This window comes from Sulfitobacter sp. PR48, assembly GCF_028807335.1.
Classification (GTDB): domain Bacteria; phylum Pseudomonadota; class Alphaproteobacteria; order Rhodobacterales; family Rhodobacteraceae; genus Sulfitobacter.
Genome location: NZ_JARAMM010000001.1, coordinates 62,887 through 78,307, shown reverse-complemented (window position 1 = coordinate 78,307; position 15,421 = coordinate 62,887). Strand labels below are relative to the sequence as shown.

14 protein-coding genes and 1 other RNA gene are annotated in these 15,421 nt (G+C 62.7%); 9 read left to right on the top strand and 6 right to left on the bottom strand.

All coding sequences use genetic code 11. The annotated features are described in order from the left end of the window. Positions 1-5: 5 nt before the first annotated feature. From PVW51_RS00380 to PVW51_RS00370, 3 genes are all read right to left on the bottom strand, one after another. The gene (locus PVW51_RS00380) at positions 6-350 is read right to left on the bottom strand and encodes a YbaB/EbfC family nucleoid-associated protein (RefSeq protein ID WP_114277406.1); all 345 of its coding nucleotides are present in this window, start codon (positions 348-350) and stop codon (positions 6-8) included. A 53-nt stretch (positions 351-403) separates the two neighbouring features. Continuing rightward, positions 404-2,140, bottom strand: a complete 1,737-nt coding sequence (locus tag PVW51_RS00375; RefSeq protein WP_274573168.1) for a DNA polymerase III subunit gamma/tau — start codon at positions 2,138-2,140, stop codon at positions 404-406. A 64-nt stretch (positions 2,141-2,204) separates the two neighbouring features. Further along, on the bottom strand, positions 2,205-2,567 hold the full coding sequence (locus PVW51_RS00370; RefSeq protein ID WP_269364123.1) for a YidH family protein: 363 nt from the start codon (positions 2,565-2,567) through the stop codon (positions 2,205-2,207). 64 nt (positions 2,568-2,631) lie between these two features. Between PVW51_RS00370 and ypfJ the strand changes: the two genes are divergently transcribed. Further along, positions 2,632-3,471: a KPN_02809 family neutral zinc metallopeptidase gene (gene ypfJ, locus PVW51_RS00365; RefSeq protein ID WP_269364124.1), complete on the top strand. Its 840-nt coding sequence runs from the start codon at positions 2,632-2,634 to the stop codon at positions 3,469-3,471. Positions 3,472-3,707: 236 nt separating this feature from the next. Here ypfJ and ffs read toward each other — a convergent pair. Further along, positions 3,708-3,805: signal recognition particle sRNA small type (gene ffs / locus PVW51_RS00360), an RNA gene on the bottom strand. Between the two features lie 142 nt (positions 3,806-3,947). On the opposite strand from ffs, the gene nudC reads away from it, so the two are divergent. Both nudC and PVW51_RS00350 read left to right on the top strand, forming a co-directional pair. Next, on the top strand, positions 3,948-4,916 hold the full coding sequence (gene nudC / locus PVW51_RS00355; protein WP_269364126.1) for an NAD(+) diphosphatase: 969 nt from the start codon (positions 3,948-3,950) through the stop codon (positions 4,914-4,916). Positions 4,917-5,001: 85 nt separating this feature from the next. Next, complete coding sequence (locus tag PVW51_RS00350) at positions 5,002-5,469, top strand: SRPBCC family protein (protein ID WP_114277410.1); 468 nt, start codon at positions 5,002-5,004, stop codon at positions 5,467-5,469. Positions 5,470-6,072: 603 nt separating this feature from the next. Here PVW51_RS00350 and PVW51_RS00345 read toward each other — a convergent pair. After that, the gene (locus tag PVW51_RS00345; RefSeq protein WP_274573167.1) at positions 6,073-6,561 is read right to left on the bottom strand and encodes a MarR family winged helix-turn-helix transcriptional regulator; all 489 of its coding nucleotides are present in this window, start codon (positions 6,559-6,561) and stop codon (positions 6,073-6,075) included. A gap of 79 nt (positions 6,562-6,640) precedes the next feature. Here PVW51_RS00345 and PVW51_RS00340 point away from each other — a divergent pair, with 79 nt between their 5' ends. Continuing rightward, positions 6,641-7,510 (top strand): EamA family transporter, encoded by an 870-nt coding sequence (locus tag PVW51_RS00340; protein ID WP_443287199.1) that lies wholly within the window; start codon positions 6,641-6,643, stop codon positions 7,508-7,510. A gap of 20 nt (positions 7,511-7,530) precedes the next feature. Here the strand turns inward: PVW51_RS00340 and PVW51_RS00335 are convergent, their stop codons facing one another. Continuing rightward, positions 7,531-8,370, bottom strand: coding sequence for a prephenate dehydratase (locus PVW51_RS00335; RefSeq protein WP_269364130.1), 840 nt, complete (start codon positions 8,368-8,370; stop codon positions 7,531-7,533). A gap of 128 nt (positions 8,371-8,498) precedes the next feature. On the opposite strand from PVW51_RS00335, the gene PVW51_RS00330 reads away from it, so the two are divergent. The 5 genes from PVW51_RS00330 (at position 8,499) to PVW51_RS00310 (ending at position 15,024) form a co-directional block, all read left to right on the top strand. Next, complete coding sequence (locus tag PVW51_RS00330) at positions 8,499-8,999, top strand: c-type cytochrome (protein ID WP_114277415.1); 501 nt, start codon at positions 8,499-8,501, stop codon at positions 8,997-8,999. Positions 9,000-9,165: 166 nt separating this feature from the next. Continuing rightward, complete coding sequence (locus PVW51_RS00325; protein ID WP_274573166.1) at positions 9,166-11,097, top strand: extracellular solute-binding protein; 1,932 nt, start codon at positions 9,166-9,168, stop codon at positions 11,095-11,097. A gap of 6 nt (positions 11,098-11,103) precedes the next feature. Further along, positions 11,104-12,192, top strand: coding sequence for a microcin C ABC transporter permease YejB (locus PVW51_RS00320; protein ID WP_274573165.1), 1,089 nt, complete (start codon positions 11,104-11,106; stop codon positions 12,190-12,192). Then, the gene (locus PVW51_RS00315; protein WP_274573164.1) at positions 12,192-13,373 is read left to right on the top strand and encodes an ABC transporter permease; all 1,182 of its coding nucleotides are present in this window, start codon (positions 12,192-12,194) and stop codon (positions 13,371-13,373) included. The genes PVW51_RS00320 and PVW51_RS00315 overlap by 1 nt, the downstream gene beginning before the upstream one ends. Positions 13,374-13,440: 67 nt before the next feature. Continuing rightward, entirely contained in the window at positions 13,441-15,024 is a 1,584-nt protein-coding gene (locus PVW51_RS00310; RefSeq protein WP_269364138.1) for an ABC transporter ATP-binding protein, read from the top strand. Positions 15,025-15,421 lie beyond the last annotated feature (397 nt).

Here is a 15,421-nt window from a genome sequence, read left to right as displayed (position 1 = left end):
TGGGCTCAGAACGGCAGTTTCATGCCCGCAGGCAGGCCCAGCCCTTCGGTCAGCTTGGACATTTCCTCCTGCGCGCGTTCGCTGGCCTTGGCCTGTGCGTCCTTGATCGCAGCAAGGATCAGGTCCTCGACCACTTCCTTGTCGTCGCCGTTGAAGATCGAGGGGTCGATGTCCAGCGTCTTCAGCTCACCCTTGGCGGTGCAGCTTGCCTTGACCAGCCCCGCGCCGCTTTCGCCGGTGACCATGATATTGTGCATCTCGTCCTGAAGCTGGGCCATCTTGCCCTGCATTTCCTGGGCTTTCTTCATCATCCCGGCCATATCGCCAAGCCCGCCTAATCCTTTGAACATCTGTTCTCTCCTGTATCTGGTTGTCTGCTATATGAGCGCCGCAGCGGTCGGGATCAACTGTCCTCGAAGGGGTCCCATTCGTCCTCGACCTCCGGCAGCGCTTCGGTTTCGGCCAGGGCCGCGACCTGTTCGGGGGTGCGGATCGCGGTGATCCGGGCCTTGGGAAAGGTTGCCAGGACCGCCTGCATCAGCGGATGCGCCTGGGCATCGGCGCGCAGGGCGTTCTCCTTGGCGTCGCGCAGCTCCGCAATGGTTTTTGCCTCGGCCCCGTTCACCACGCTGACCGCCCAGCGGTTGCCGGTCCACAGCTGCAACCTGGCCCCGATGCGCTGGGCAAGGTCGCGCGGCGCGCTGTCGGTCGGGGTGAATTCGATGCGGCCCGGCTGGTAGGCTGCAAGGCGCAGGCTGGTTTCCACCTCCACCAGCAATTTGACATCACGGTTCGCGCGGATCAGCTCGACCACATGTTCAAAGCTGGGAAAGCGCGCCAGCGCCGCATCCGCCTGCGGGGCCAGCGCCGTCGCCGCGCCAGAGGATTGGGCCGTGGGCGCCACGCGCGCCTGCCGGGCCGGCCCGCCGGATGCGCCGCCACCCTGGGGCATGTTGCCCCCGCCGGGCGCCGGGGGCGGCGTGGCGTTCTGCAGCCTGCGCACCAGTTCCTCGGGGCTGGGCAGGTCGGCCACATGGGTCAGCCGGATGATCGCCATCTCGGCGGCCATCATCGCATTGGGCGCGCTTGCCACCTCGTCCAGCGCCTTGAGCAGCATCTGCCACAGGCGCGTCAGCACCCGCATCGGCAGGGTTTCCGCCATCTGCGTGCCGCGGCTGCGTTCTTCCGGTGACACCGTGGGGTCTTCGGCCGCTTCCGGCGTGATCTTGACCACCGAGACCCAATGGGTGATCTCCGCCAGGTCGCGCAGCACCGCCATCGGGTCGGCCCCATCGGCATATTGGCCGGAAAGTTCGGTCAGCGCGCCTGCCGCATCGCCGCGCAGGATCATGTCGAAGAGGTCCAGCACCCGGCCCCGGTCCGCGAGCCCCAGCATCGCACGCACCTGCACCGCGGTCGTCTCGCCCGCGCCGTGGCTGATCGCCTGATCCAGCAGCGAGGTCGCATCGCGCGCAGATCCTTCCGCCGCGCGGGTGATCAGCGCCAGCGCATCCTCGGCAATCTCTGCCCCTTCGGCCCCGGCAATCTTGCGCAGCAGGGCGATCATCACTTCCGGCTCGATCCGGCGCAGATCAAACCGCTGGCAGCGCGACAGCACCGTCACCGGCACCTTGCGGATCTCGGTGGTGGCAAAGATGAACTTCACATGCTCGGGCGGCTCTTCCAGCGTCTTCAGCAGCGCGTTGAACGCGCCGGTCGACAGCATGTGCACCTCGTCGATGATATAGACCTTGTAGCGCGCCGATGCCGCGCGGTAGTGCACCGAGTCGATGATCTCGCGGATGTTCGCCACCCCGGTGTTGGAGGCCGCGTCCATCTCCATCACATCCACATGACGGCCTTCCATGATCGCCACGCAATGTTCGCAGACGCCGCAGGGCTCCGTCGTCGGCCCGCCATTGCCGTCCGGCCCGATGCAGTTCATCCCCTTGGCGATGATCCGCGCGGTGGTGGTTTTCCCGGTCCCCCGGATGCCGGTCATGACAAAGGCCTGCGCGATGCGGTCGGCCTCGAAGGCGTTTTTCAACGTCCGGACCATCGCGTCCTGGCCAACCAGATCGGCAAAGGTCTCGGGGCGGTACTTGCGCGCAAGAACGCGGTAGGCGGTGCTGTCGGTCATGGGCGTCCTTCGGATTCGGTCCAGGGGCCAAGTTAGGCCGTCGGGCAGGGCGCGTCCACCACCGTCACAGCGCCCAAAGTACCCCGCCCACAGCCAGCGATGCAACGCTCAGCAGGATCGCCAGGGTCCGCATCCGGCTGTTCGGCTGCGCTTCAGCATGGTGGTCGGTCAGCCGTTTGAGGGTCTTGGTGGCCTGATCATGTGCGGCCCAGAAAATATAGATCGCGGCGATGATAAATACCGTCGCCACGGCCTTGGCCGCCCAGGTTGGCTCGAAATCCCCGAATACGGCACGCAGGCCGATCGCCACGGCTAGTGAAGCCATGCCGGTGCGCATCCACCCCGCAAAGGTGCGTTCGTTGGCCAGAATCGTGCGATCTTCGGCCCAGTCCGTGCGATCTTCGGCCAGTTCATTGTCGGTGCTCATTGAACCATTGTGCGGCGGCGGCGTTTGACTGACAATATCCGGTGACACAGCAAGGAAAACAATCATGCGGCTACGTGGCATCCGACGCAGCAGGAATGTCGAGGTCCGGCGCGGTGGCGGCGGTGCAAGGGCAGGCGGACTTGGCCTCGTCGGGGTCCTGTTTGTCCTGGGCATCGGTTATTTCACCGGCATTGACGTGACCCCGCTGCTGACCGGCAGCGGCGGCAGCGCCCCCAGCCAGCAAACGACGCCGGTCTCGGCAGAGGATGACGCCGCCACGCAATTCACCGCACAGGTGCTGGCCACAACCGAAGACGTCTGGAGCAAGGTGTTTCAGGAACAACTGGGCCGCACCTACGAACCGCCGCGTCTCGTGGTCTTTTCCGGCGTGACCCAAAGCCCCTGCGGCGGGGCCTCCGGCGCGACCGGGCCGTTCTACTGCCCGGTGGATGAAAAGGCCTATCTCGACACCGGTTTCTTTACCATGCTCAGCCAGCGCATGGGCGCCGGGGGCGATTTCGCCGCCGCCTATGTGATTGCCCATGAGGTTGCGCATCATGTGCAGAACCAGCTTGGCATCCTGCCCAAGGTCAACGCCGCCCGCCAGCAAGCCTCTCAGGTCGAGGCCAATGCGCTCACCGTGCGGCTGGAACTGATGGCCGATTGCCTGTCAGGTGTCTGGGCAATGAACGTGCGGGGGCTGATGGAACGGGGCGATCTGGACGAGGCGCTGAACGCCGCCCGCAAGATCGGCGATGATTACCTGCAAAAGCAGGCGGGCCGGGTCCCGCAGCCGCATACCTTCACCCATGGCACCTCCGAACAACGCGCGCGCTGGTTCGACCGGGGTTATGACAGCGGGCAGGTGGGGGATTGCGATACCTTCGCAGCGGCGCAGCTGTGACGGGTTAATCAGTTATTTCCATTAACTAACAGTTGGTTAAATTTCCTGCGGGGGGCTTAAGGATGCGTCCGGGACGCAAGGCGCGGACAAGGCACTTTGGGTTGTCAGGCAGACACGCTTTTGCGTAGCAAAAGCTGGGGAAGACAGGTTTCTGTTCAATGTTGGAGGCTTGCCCTCTCGGGAGCATCTTTCAGATGCCCCTGCCGGGCGACGCGCTTTTGCTTTGCAAAAGCGCTTGGTGAGAGATTGATAACGACCCAAGCGGGACTCGTTACGGCTGCTTCCTTCCGGATCTGACCGGGTTGGCGAGGCGCCTGCCCGCACCAACCTCTCATTTCCGGATATAATGGCGCGGTTTTCGGAACGCAAGGGGTGCGGCGGCGGGCCTGGCGGCGGATGTCATTGCCCTCCCCCCTGCCATGGTGCAAACCCCTGATGCGGGCCGCAAAGGGGCCGGCAGGGATAAGGACGGCAAGATGCGACATGCGGAAACGGTGACTTTCGGGGGATCGGCGCTGGACCGGGCCGGGGAAATACGCAGCAACCCCGAGGCCATCGGCGCGGCGCTCAAGGACCCCGATGCGCGGGCGATCCTGTTCTGGCGCGGCAAGCCGCTGATCGCCACGGCCCGTCCCGCCCATCTTGCCCGCCTGCCGCTGGACCATCCCGTGCTCGCCGACGCGGGCGACGACATCATCCTGCTGGGGCGCGAGGACGGGGCAGCGCGTTTTGCCTATGACCTCTCCTCCTGGCAGCCCGAGGATCTGGACGAGGCGGCGCTGGGCGGTTTCCTGGATCCCAGCGAACAACGCCACCCGGCCCTGGGCGAAGAGATGGCTTTTGCCGAGCTGCGCCGGGTGATGACCTGGCTCAGCCCGCGCGACGCGGAACTTGCGGCAACCGGACGGGCGATGTTCAGCTGGCACCGCAGCCATGGTTTCTGCGCGGCCTGCGGTCACAGGTCCGACATGGCACAGGCGGGCTGGCAGAGGGTCTGCCCGGCCTGCAAGGCCGCGCATTTTCCGCGCACCGACCCGGTTGTGATCATGCTGATCACGCAGGGCAATTCGGTGCTGATGGGCCGGTCCCCGGGCTGGCCCGCGGGCATGTATTCGCTGCTGGCCGGCTTTGTCGAACCGGGCGAGACCCTGGAGGCCGCAGTGCGCCGCGAAGTCTTTGAGGAGGCGGGTGTCAGGGTCGGGCAGGTGTCCTACCTGTCGAGCCAGCCCTGGCCGTTTCCGGCCTCCCTCATGTTCGGCTGCGCGGGCGAGGCGCTGAGCCGTGACATCAGCATCGACCCGGTCGAGATCGAGGATGCGCTCTGGGTGTCGCGGGAAGATATGATGGAGATTTTCGCGGGCAACCATGCTAGCATATTGCCAGCCCGCAAGGGGGCCATCGCACATTTCCTGCTTGAGAACTGGCTTGCGGACAGGCTCGATTGAGGCAAAAGTGAAGAACAAGAAGAATAAAGGTCGGCAGGACAATGCTGACCGTGGTATCTGAGGCAGCGGAGTTCGGGGCGGATTTATGAAGTTTTCGACCAAGGAAGATGTTGAAGCGCCGATCGACGCCGTTTTCACGATGCTCTGCGATTTCGAGAGTTTTGAACGCTCGGCAATGCGGCGCGGTGCCGAGGTCCAGCGGGTGGATCAGATGAATGTGCCCGGCCCGGGCATGACCTGGCGCGTGGCCTTCGATCTGCGCGGCAAGCGGCGCGAGCTGGAGCTGGAGATGGTGACCTTTGACAAGCCCAACGAGATGGTGCTGGAAAGCACCTCGCCGGGGTTGCTGGGGCAGATGCGTTTCGAGCTGCTGCCCCTGTCGCGCAGCCGCACGCGGATTCTGGTGGAGCTTGAAATCAAGCCGCTGAACCTGAGCGCACGCCTGCTGGTGCAGTCGCTCAAGCTGGCCAAGAACACGCTCACCCGCAAATACAAACTGCGGGTGGCCGAACAGGCCAAGGCGATGGAAGAACGCTATTCCCGATCGGCCTGAACGGGGCCGGAGGTGGTCTGGATTGCTAAAGTAACGCCAGGCCGCGCATCGCTTGGCCTGGGGACGGCCCGTTACGTCGCATACATGCCTCTGGCATGATGCGCGGCGGCCTGCGGCCTTGATTCCGTGTGGGAGGAACGTGGAGAGGGCTCTTTCCGGACATTCGCCGCAAGGCCTGCGAAAATCTGGTCACCGGGCAGAGCTGTCGTCAATCAATGCCACCAAGGCCCGGAACAAGCCGAAGGTGCCGGGCCATCGCCTGCCCGCCGCTCGCACCGAAGGTGCGCCTTTGAACGTCGGCATGCCTTTGGCATGACGGTAGGCGATATGGTTAGGCTGGGTAGTTCCCATGATAGGGCTCATCAAAGCTGAGAAACAAAGTGGCATGAGCCAAGGGCAGTATCGCCCACCCCTGGCAGGCGATGGCCCGGCTTGCGCTTCGCGTCTGAGGTTCAAGAGGATCGTCGCGCGAAGGGAAAGCGGGAAGGGTTCGCATCTTCCGTTCTGTAGTTGTGTTGCCGCCCCGCCCGGCCTGCGCCCCAAGTCACACCGGGGTCTCTCCTGACTGTTGCTGCGGCAGCACCATTGGCGATTGCATCCCTGCTAATTCGCTTCGAAAGTGGCCAGGTAAGTCCGGAGCAGCGCGTTCAGATTGCCGCGCTCCTCCCCGGACAGGCCCGCAACAAGTTTCTTCTGCGTTTCGACGTGATCCGTCACCGCCGCATCAATGATCTTTTGCCCCTTGCCGGTCAGCTGGACCAGCACGCTGCGCTTGTCGTCGGGGTTCCTCACCCGGGTGACCAGATCATCCTTTTCCAACTGGTCAATGCGGTTGGTCATGGTCCCTGAGGTGACCATCATGGTCTCAAGCAACTGGTTGGGCGACAGCGCATGCGGCGGACCGGACCGCAGCAGCGTGGCAAGCATGTCAAAGCTCGGGCCGTTCAACCCGTGGCGGGCAAAGGTCTTGCCCATTTCTTCGGACAGATGGGCAGAGAGCCGCGTTATCCGTCCGATGAGGGCCATCGGCTCCGTGTCGAGGTCGGGCCGCTGTCTGGCCCATTGCGCCTTGATCTTGTCGATATCGTACATGAAGGAACCACAGCGCATATTTATCTTGACGTCAAGTTATTCGTTAGTATCTTGAGATCAAGATAAAAAGGATTCCATCATGTCACGCAGCTTCGACATTGCATTGACGGCGGTTGCTCCGGTGATCTGGGGCAGCAGCTACATCGTTACGACGCAATTCCTCCCGAACCTTGACCCGCTGACGATCTCGCTGCTGCGGGCCCTGCCTGCCGGGCTGCTCCTGCTGTGTCTGGTCCGGCAACTGCCCAGCGGGGGCTGGATCCCCCGGATGTTTGTCCTGGGCGCGCTGAACTTCTCGATCTTCTGGTCGCTTCTGTTTTTTGCGGCCTACCGGTTGCCCGGCGGGGTGGCGGCGGTCATGGGGGCGCTGCAGCCTTTGGTGGTCATTTTCGCTGCCCGCGCCTTGCTGGGCTCTCCGATCCGAAAGCTGTCGCTGGTGGCCATCGCGGCGGGGGGTGTCGGTGTTGCGCTGCTGGTCCTGACGCCGGCGGCGGGGCTGGATGCCCTGGGTGTCATCGCCGGGATCGCCGGCTCTGCCAGCATGGCGCTGGGCACGGTGCTGAGCCGGAAATGGCAACCGCCGGTCTCTGCCCTGACCTTCACGGCATGGCAGCTGACAGCGGGCGGCGTGTTGCTCTTGCCATTTGCGCTTGTGGCGCCGACGCAATGGGCGACGATTTCCGGGACCAATATCCTGGGCCTGATGTATCTGGGGCTGATCGGCGCGGGTCTGACCTATGTCATCTGGCTGCGCGGGATCAAGCTGCTGCAACCCTCCGCGGTTTCCGTCCTTGGCTTCCTCAGCCCGATGAGTGCGGCCCTTCTGGGCTGGCTGGTCCTGAACGAAACCCTGACCGCGCCACAGGCATTTGGCATGGCGCTGGTGCTGGGCAGCGTGTTCCTTGGTCAATATGCGCTGAGACCGGAACGGGCCCGGGCGGCGGCGTGACGGCCGCCGCGCCAGGGATCTCAGCCCCGGTCGGGATGGGCGGGGTAGACCCCCAGAACATTCAGCATATTGGTGAAATAGGCCAGCTCATCCAGCGCCCGTTTGACCGCCGGATCCTCCGGGTGCCCTTCGATATCCGCATAGAACTGCGTCGCGGTGAAGGAGCCGCCAACCATGTAGCTTTCCAGCTTGGTCATGTTGACGCCATTGGTCGCAAAACCGCCCATGGCCTTGTAAAGCGCGGCGGGGATGTTGCGGACCTCGAAGACAAAGGTGGTGAGCATCTTGTCGCCGCGTCGGGAGGTATCGATCTGCGGCGACATCAGCAGGAAGCGGGTTGTGTTGTGGTCCATGTCCTCGATGTCGCGGGCCAGCACCTCCAGCCCGTGAATGTCGGCGGCGACCTCGCTGGCCAGCACGCCGTCGCGGCTGCCTGCGGTCTCGGCAAGATCGGCGGCGGCACCGGCACTGTCGGCGGCGGCCTCGGAGGTGATGCCACGTGCCTCAAGAAAGCTGCGGGCCTGCGGCAAAAGCACCATATGGGCGCGCACATGTTTCACCTCGTCCAGCGTCACACCGGGACGGGCCATCAGCGCGATGCGCACCCGCACAAATGCCTCGGCCACGATCTTGAGCCCGCTTTCCGGCAGGAGGCGGTGAATATCCGCGACCCGGCCATAGGTGGTATTCTCGACCGGCAGCATCGCCAGATCCGCGCGTCCCTCGCGGACTGCGCGGATGACCCCTTCGAAGGTGGTGCAGGGCACGGGAATCATGCCCGGGACAGCCTGGAGACAGGCCTCGTGGGAATAGGCACCCAAAGCGCCCTGAAAGGCGATGCGCGGCGGCGTTTCTGCCATCTTTCTGAACATCCTTCGACAAATTGCGCCAGCAGGGGCGTTTGGTCGCGGTAACTACACCTTGCCCCGCGAGAGGGAAAGCAATAGATACCCGCCCAAGATAGCCACAGAAGTAATGGACCATGCCCATGTTCGATACGATGACAATCACAAAAATTGCCGGCGGCCTGTTTGGTGCATGGCTGATCCTGCTGCTGGGCAAATGGGCCGGCGAAGAGATCTATCACGCCGAGGCGCATGGCGATCAATCCTATGTCATCGAAGTTGCGAGCGCCGATTCCGGTGAACCCGCCGAAGAAATCGATATGGCGGCCCTGATGGAAGCGGCTGATGCCGGCAAGGGCGAGGGGATTTTCCGCAAGTGTTCGGCCTGTCACAAGGTCGATGGCACCGATGCGGTTGGCCCGCACCTGAACGGTGTGGTCGGGCGTGACATCGCTTCGGTTGGCGGTTTCAGCTATTCCGGTGGCCTGTCCGGCAAGGAAGGCGCCTGGGATCCCGAGAAGCTGAGCGCGTTCCTGACCAGCCCCAAAGGCTGGGCGCCGGGCACCACAATGGGCTTTGCCGGGCTGAAAAAGCCCGAAGATCGCGCCAATGTGATCGCCTATCTGCAGAGCCTGGGTGGCTGAAAAACAACGCGATTGATGCAAGGGCCGTCCGATTTGGGCGGCCTTTTGCATGTCTGCGCAGGCGCGGCCCCAAGATTACATATTCGCAACTTGTATCTTGGCGGCGTTGGCCTTTAGCTTACATCTGGTTTGAACAGACGATTTGAGACCCTCAAAGGAGAGCCTGATGATCCGATCCCAGTCCCGCGCCGCCGAACTGCCCCCTGCAAACCGGCTTTGGACAGCCTGGAACGCGCTGTTGGTGATCGGTCTGGCACTTGGGCTTGCCACTGCCGCAGCCGCCCAGGACGAAAAGATCATCAAGAGCCACGGATATTCCTTTTACGGCGATCTGAAATATCCTGCGGATTACACCCACTTCGACTATGTGAACCCCGATGCGCCCAAGGGGGGCGAGATTTCCCTGGGCGTCGTCGGCACCTTCGATTCCATGAACCCCTATACCCGCAAGGGCCGTGGCGGGGCCTTGTCGACGGTGATGTATGAAAGCCTGCTGGGCGAGGGCGTGAATTCTGCCGCGCCTGCGGATGTCTATGGCGAGGCCTATTGCCTTGTCTGCGAGAGCCTGGAATATCCCGAAGACAAGGATTGGGTGATCTTCCACATGCGCCCCGAGGCCCGGTTTTCCGATGGCACGCCGCTGACGGCATATGATGTGGAATTCAGCCAGAACCTGATCCTTGAGCAGGGTCTGAAGTCTTATGCCGATGCGGTGCGCAAGCTGATCCCCAAGATCGAGGTGATCGACGAACATACGATCAAGTATTACTTTGCCCCCGATGTGTCGCGCCGCAGCCTGATCGAGACGGTTGGCAACATGTCGATCTGGTCAAAGAAATGGTACGAGGAAAGCGGCTCGCGGCTGGATGAATCCCGGTTGGAAATATCCCCCGGTTCGGGCCCCTATATGGTCGACAGCATAGATGTGAACCGCCGCATCGTTTACAAGCGCAACCCCGACTACTGGGGCAAGGACCTGCCGTTCAACGTGGGCCGCAACAACTTCGACACCATAAGGATCGAGTATTTCGGCGACGATACCTCGGCTTTCGAGGCGTTCAAGGCCGGTGAATTCACCTTTGAAACCGAGGGTGATTCAAAGAAATGGGCGACAGGCTACGATTTTCCCAAGGTCAGGAACGGCGATATCATCCGCGAGGAACTGCCCGACGGTGCGCCGCCCGATGCGGCCGGGATCGTGTTCAACCTGGGTCGTGAAGTGTTGCAGGACAAGCGCGTGCGCGAAGCGGTGGCGCTGGCATTCAACTTTGAATGGACCAACGAGTCGCTGCAATACGGGCTGTTCAAGCAGCGCGCGTCCTATTCGCAGGACACCAAGCTGATGGCCACTGGCGTGCCCGAAGGCAAGGAGCTGGAGCTGTTGAAATCCCTCGGCGATCTGGTGCCGCCCGAAATGCTGACCGAAGAGGTCCGCATGCCGCATACCTCTGATCCCTCCCGCCTGCTGGACCGGCGCAATCTGCGCCGTGCCATGGGGCTGCTGGACGAGGCCGGCTGGCCGGTGGGCTCCGACGGCAAGCGCCGCAATGCGGAAGGGGAGCCGCTCAAGCTGACTTTCCTGTTCAATGCGTCAAGCTCGGCCACCCTGCGGGCGGTGATGGAGAACTTCATCTCCAACGTGAACAACCTCGGCATTGATGCGGAACTGCAGACCGTCGATCCGTCGCAATACACCCTGCGCGAGCGTGACCGCGATTATGATCTCGTCTATGACTCCTATTCATCCTACCTGAGCACCGGCGGTGGCCTGACCCAGCGTTTCGGGTCGGAAGATGCGGCATATTCGCTTTTCAACCCGGCCGGCCTCGCCAGCCCTCTGGTCGATGCGATCCTTGAAAAATCCCTGCGCGCCGAGACGCTGGAAGACACGGATGTCGCGCTGCGCGCGCTGGACCGGGCGCTCAGATATGAGTTCATCATGATCCCGACATGGTACAAGCCGACCTATTGGGTGGCCTATTACAACCAGTATGAACATCCCGAGGTCATACCGCCGTTCTCCCTGGGCAATCTTGATTTCTGGTGGTTCGATCAGGAGAAGGCGGACGCCCTCAAGGCTTCTGGCGCATTGAGGTAACGCGGCGTGGGTGCCTATATCCTTCGCAGATTGCTGCTGATCATCCCGACCCTGCTGGGGATCATGCTGATCAACTTTGCCCTGGTCCAGTTCGTGCCCGGCGGCCCGGTGGAGCAGGCCATCGCCCGGATTCAGGGCGGCGGCGATGTCTTTGCTGGTTTTGCAGGGGCCAATGAGGATGCGGGTGCAGGTGGGCTGACCGCCAATGACAGCGCTTATGTGGGCGCGCGGGGGCTGCCGCCGGAGTTCATCAAAGAACTTGAAAAGGAGTTCGGCTTTGACAAACCCCCGGTCGAGCGGTTCTTCAACATGCTCTGGAATTATGCCCGGTTCGATTTCGGCGACAGCTATTTCCGGTCGATTTCGGTGATCGAGCTGATCAAGGAAAAGCTGCCGGTGTCGATCACCCTGGGGCTATGGTCGACGCTGATTGCCTATGTCGTGTCGATCCCGCTGGGCATCCGCAAGGCGATCAAGGATGGCAGCCGCTTCGATACCTGGACATCGGGTGCGATCATTGCGGCCTATGCGATACCGGGGTTCCTGTTTGCGATCCTGCTGCTGGTGCTGTTTGCCGGCGGATCCTATTGGCAGATATTCCCGCTGCGGGGGCTGACCAGCGACAACTGGCACAGCCTGTCGCCGATGGGCAAGGTCGTGGATTACTTCTGGCATATCACCCTGCCTGTCCTGGCCTCGACCATCAGCGCCTTTGCCACGCTGACCCTGCTGACCAAGAACAGCTTTCTGGACGAGATCAAGAAACACTATGTCATGACCGCCCGGGCCAAGGGCCTGTCGGAGCGGCGCGTGCTGTACGGGCATGTCTTCCGCAACGCCATGCTGATCGTGATCGCGGGCTTTCCGGCAGTGTTCATTGGCGTCTTCTTTGGCGGCTCGCTGATCATCGAGACGATCTTTTCGCTGGACGGGCTTGGGCGGCTCGGCTTTGAGGCTGCGGTGGCGCGGGATTATCCCATCGTCTTCGGCACCCTGTTCATCTTTGGCCTGATTGGGCTTATTGTAGGCATCCTGTCGGACCTGATGTACGTGCTGGTGGATCCGCGCATTGATTTCGAGCGGCGGGAAGGCTGATGTCACAGGTTGATCTGATCCCCGAACGCGCCCCCGGTCAGGATGCGCCCCCGCCCGTGCCCCAGGCCCCGCGCGGCTGGCTATCGCCGCTGAACAAGCGGCGCTGGCGCAATTTCAGCCGCAACCGCCGGGCCTTTTGGAGCCTGTGGATCTTTGCCATCCTGTTCGGCATCTCGCTGTTTGCCGAATTCGTCGCCAACGACAAACCGATCCTCGTGAACTACCGCGGCGAATACTACATGCCGATCTTCAGCTTCTATCCCGAAACGGCCTTTGGCGGTGATTTCCAGACCGAGGCGGTCTATCGCGACCCGGAGGTGAAATGCCTGATCGCGACCGGCGGGCTGGAGGAATGTTTCGACGACCCCGGGGCGCTGATTGCGGACGCGCAAGACGGCATCGTCGAGGGCGAGGCGATCGAGAAGGGCTGGAGCATCTGGCCGCCGATACCCTATTCCTTCAACACCGCGGTGGACCGGCCCGGTGCCGCACCGCTGCCGCCCAATGGCCAGAACCTGCTGGGCACCGATGGCACCAAGCGCGATGTGCTGGCGCGGGTGATCTATGGCTTCCGCCTGTCCATTATCTTTACCCTGATCGTCACCGGGCTTGCCTCGCTCATCGGCATCTTTGCCGGGGCGGTACAGGGGTTCTTTGGCGGCTGGCTCGACCTGATCTTTCAGCGGATCATCGAGATCTGGTCATCGACCCCGTCGCTTTATGTCATCATCATCATGTTCGCGATCCTGGGGCGCAGTTTCTGGCTGCTGGTGATCCTGCTGACGCTGTTTTCCTGGACCGCGCTGGTGGGTGTCGTGCGCGCCGAATTCCTGCGCGCCCGGAACCTGGAGTATGTCCGCGCCGCCCGCGCGCTGGGCGTGGGCAATGCCACCATCATGTTCCGCCATATGCTGCCCAATGCCATGGTGGCGACGCTGACCATGCTGCCCTTCATCATCACCGGCACGATCAGCACGCTGGCGATCCTCGATTTCCTGGGCTTCGGCCTGCCGTCCTCTGCCCCCTCGCTGGGAGAGCTGACCCTGCAGGCGAAGCAGAACCTGCAGGCCCCCTGGCTGACCTTCACCGCCTTTTTCACCTTTGCGATCATGCTGTCGCTTCTGGTGTTCATCTTTGAAGGTATCCGCGACGCCTTTGACCCAAGAAAGACCTTCACATGACGCAGGATCGGAATTTTCGAAAATTCCGGACCGATTTCTTCGAAGAAATCGGGCAGGGGGTGCGCGGATGAGCACAGCACTTCTGGATGTCCGCAACCTGAACGTCTCGTTCCGGCAGGACGGCGCGCTGACCCATGCGGTGCGCGGCGTGTCCTTTTCCGTGGAACGGGGGGAGACTGTGGCACTGGTGGGCGAAAGCGGATCGGGCAAATCGGTTTCGGCCCTGTCGACCGTGTCGCTTCTGGGTGACAGCGCCGAGGTGTCGGGCTCCGTCACCTATGACGGCCAGCAGATGATCGGTGCGGATGCGGCACTGCTGCGCAAGGTGCGCGGCAATGACATCAGCTTTATCTTCCAGGAGCCGATGACATCGCTGAACCCGCTGCACACCATCGAAAAGCAGCTGGGCGAAAGCATCGCGCTGCATCAGGGCCTGACCGGCGCGCAGGCGCGTGCGCGGATTCTCGAACTGCTGGAAAAGGTCGGGATCACCGATGCGCAAAGCCGCCTGGGGGCCTATCCGCACCAATTGTCGGGCGGGCAGCGCCAGCGGGTGATGATCGCCATGGCGCTGGCCAACAAGCCCGATGTGCTGATCGCGGATGAGCCGACCACGGCGCTGGATGTCACGATCCAGGCGCAGATCCTCGACCTGCTGAAGGACCTCAAGGACAGCGAGGGCATGGGGCTGCTGTTCATCACCCATGACCTCGGCATTGTCCGCCGCATCGCCGACCGCGTCTGCGTGATGCAGCATGGCGAAATCGTGGAGCAGGGGCCGACGCGGGAAATTTTCGACAATCCGCAGCACCCCTATACGCTGAAGCTGCTCAGCGCCGAACCCACGGGCAGCCCCGCGCCCGCCCCTGCGGAAGCGCCCGAGATCGTATCGACAGAGAACCTCAAGGTCTGGTTCCCGATCCAGCGCGGCCTGCTGCGGCGCACCGTGGGCCATGTGAAGGCGGTCAACGACATGTCGCTGACGCTGCACGCGGGGGAAACCCTGGGTATCGTGGGGGAAAGCGGATCGGGCAAGACGACAATGGCGCTTGCCATCATGCGGCTGATCCAGTCGGACGGGCGGATCACCTTCATGGGGCAGGACGTGCGGCAATGGTCGACCCGGCAGTTGCGGCGGCTGCGGGCGGATATGCAGATCGTCTTCCAGGACCCGTTCGGCTCGCTCAGCCCGCGCATGACCTGTTTCCAGATCATCGCCGAGGGTCTTGGGATTCACGGGGTCGGCAAGGGCCAGGATCAGCGGATTCTGGTGCATGAGGTGATGATGGAAGTGGGGCTCGACCCGGCCACGATGGACCGCTATCCGCACGAGTTTTCCGGCGGTCAGCGGCAGCGCATCGCGATTGCCCGCGCCATGGTGCTGCGCCCCCGTCTGCTGGTGCTGGACGAGCCGACATCGGCGCTGGACATGACGGTGCAGGTCCAGATCGTCGAACTGCTGCGCGACCTGCAAAGGAAATACGGGCTGGCCTATCTTTTCATCAGCCACGACCTGCGGGTGGTGCGTGCCATGTCGCACAAGGTCATGGTGATGAAACGGGGCGATGTGATCGAATACGGGCCGGTGGATGATCTGTATGACAATCCGCAGACCGACTATACCCGCACCCTGCTGCAGGCCACGACCTGAGCGGCGGGGGCGGAATTTTCGAAAATTCCGGGCCGTTTTATTCGAATAAAACGGCGCAGGCCGCCGGGGCCACGGCGGCCTGAATTGGCGCTTGCGCTGCCTGCGGTTGAAAGCGGCCGGGCCGGTGTCTGAGCGCGCCCGCGCCTGCTTTCCCCATGTTCAGACCGGTTACAGGCGACTCAGGTCGATGCAGCTGGTCCTGGCGCGCTGCCACCAGCGCAGGCGCAATGACTTTGCGCCGGGCAGTATGCTGCGGACAGAGAGGCAGTCGGTCCGGGTCGCTGTTTGCATGGCGGATGCGTATATACTTAACATTTCGGGCTCTCCTTGTGCTGCGTTTCACCCTTTCAATACTGGGCATTTCCCGGCAAAATGCGACTCATGTATCGTTTCTACA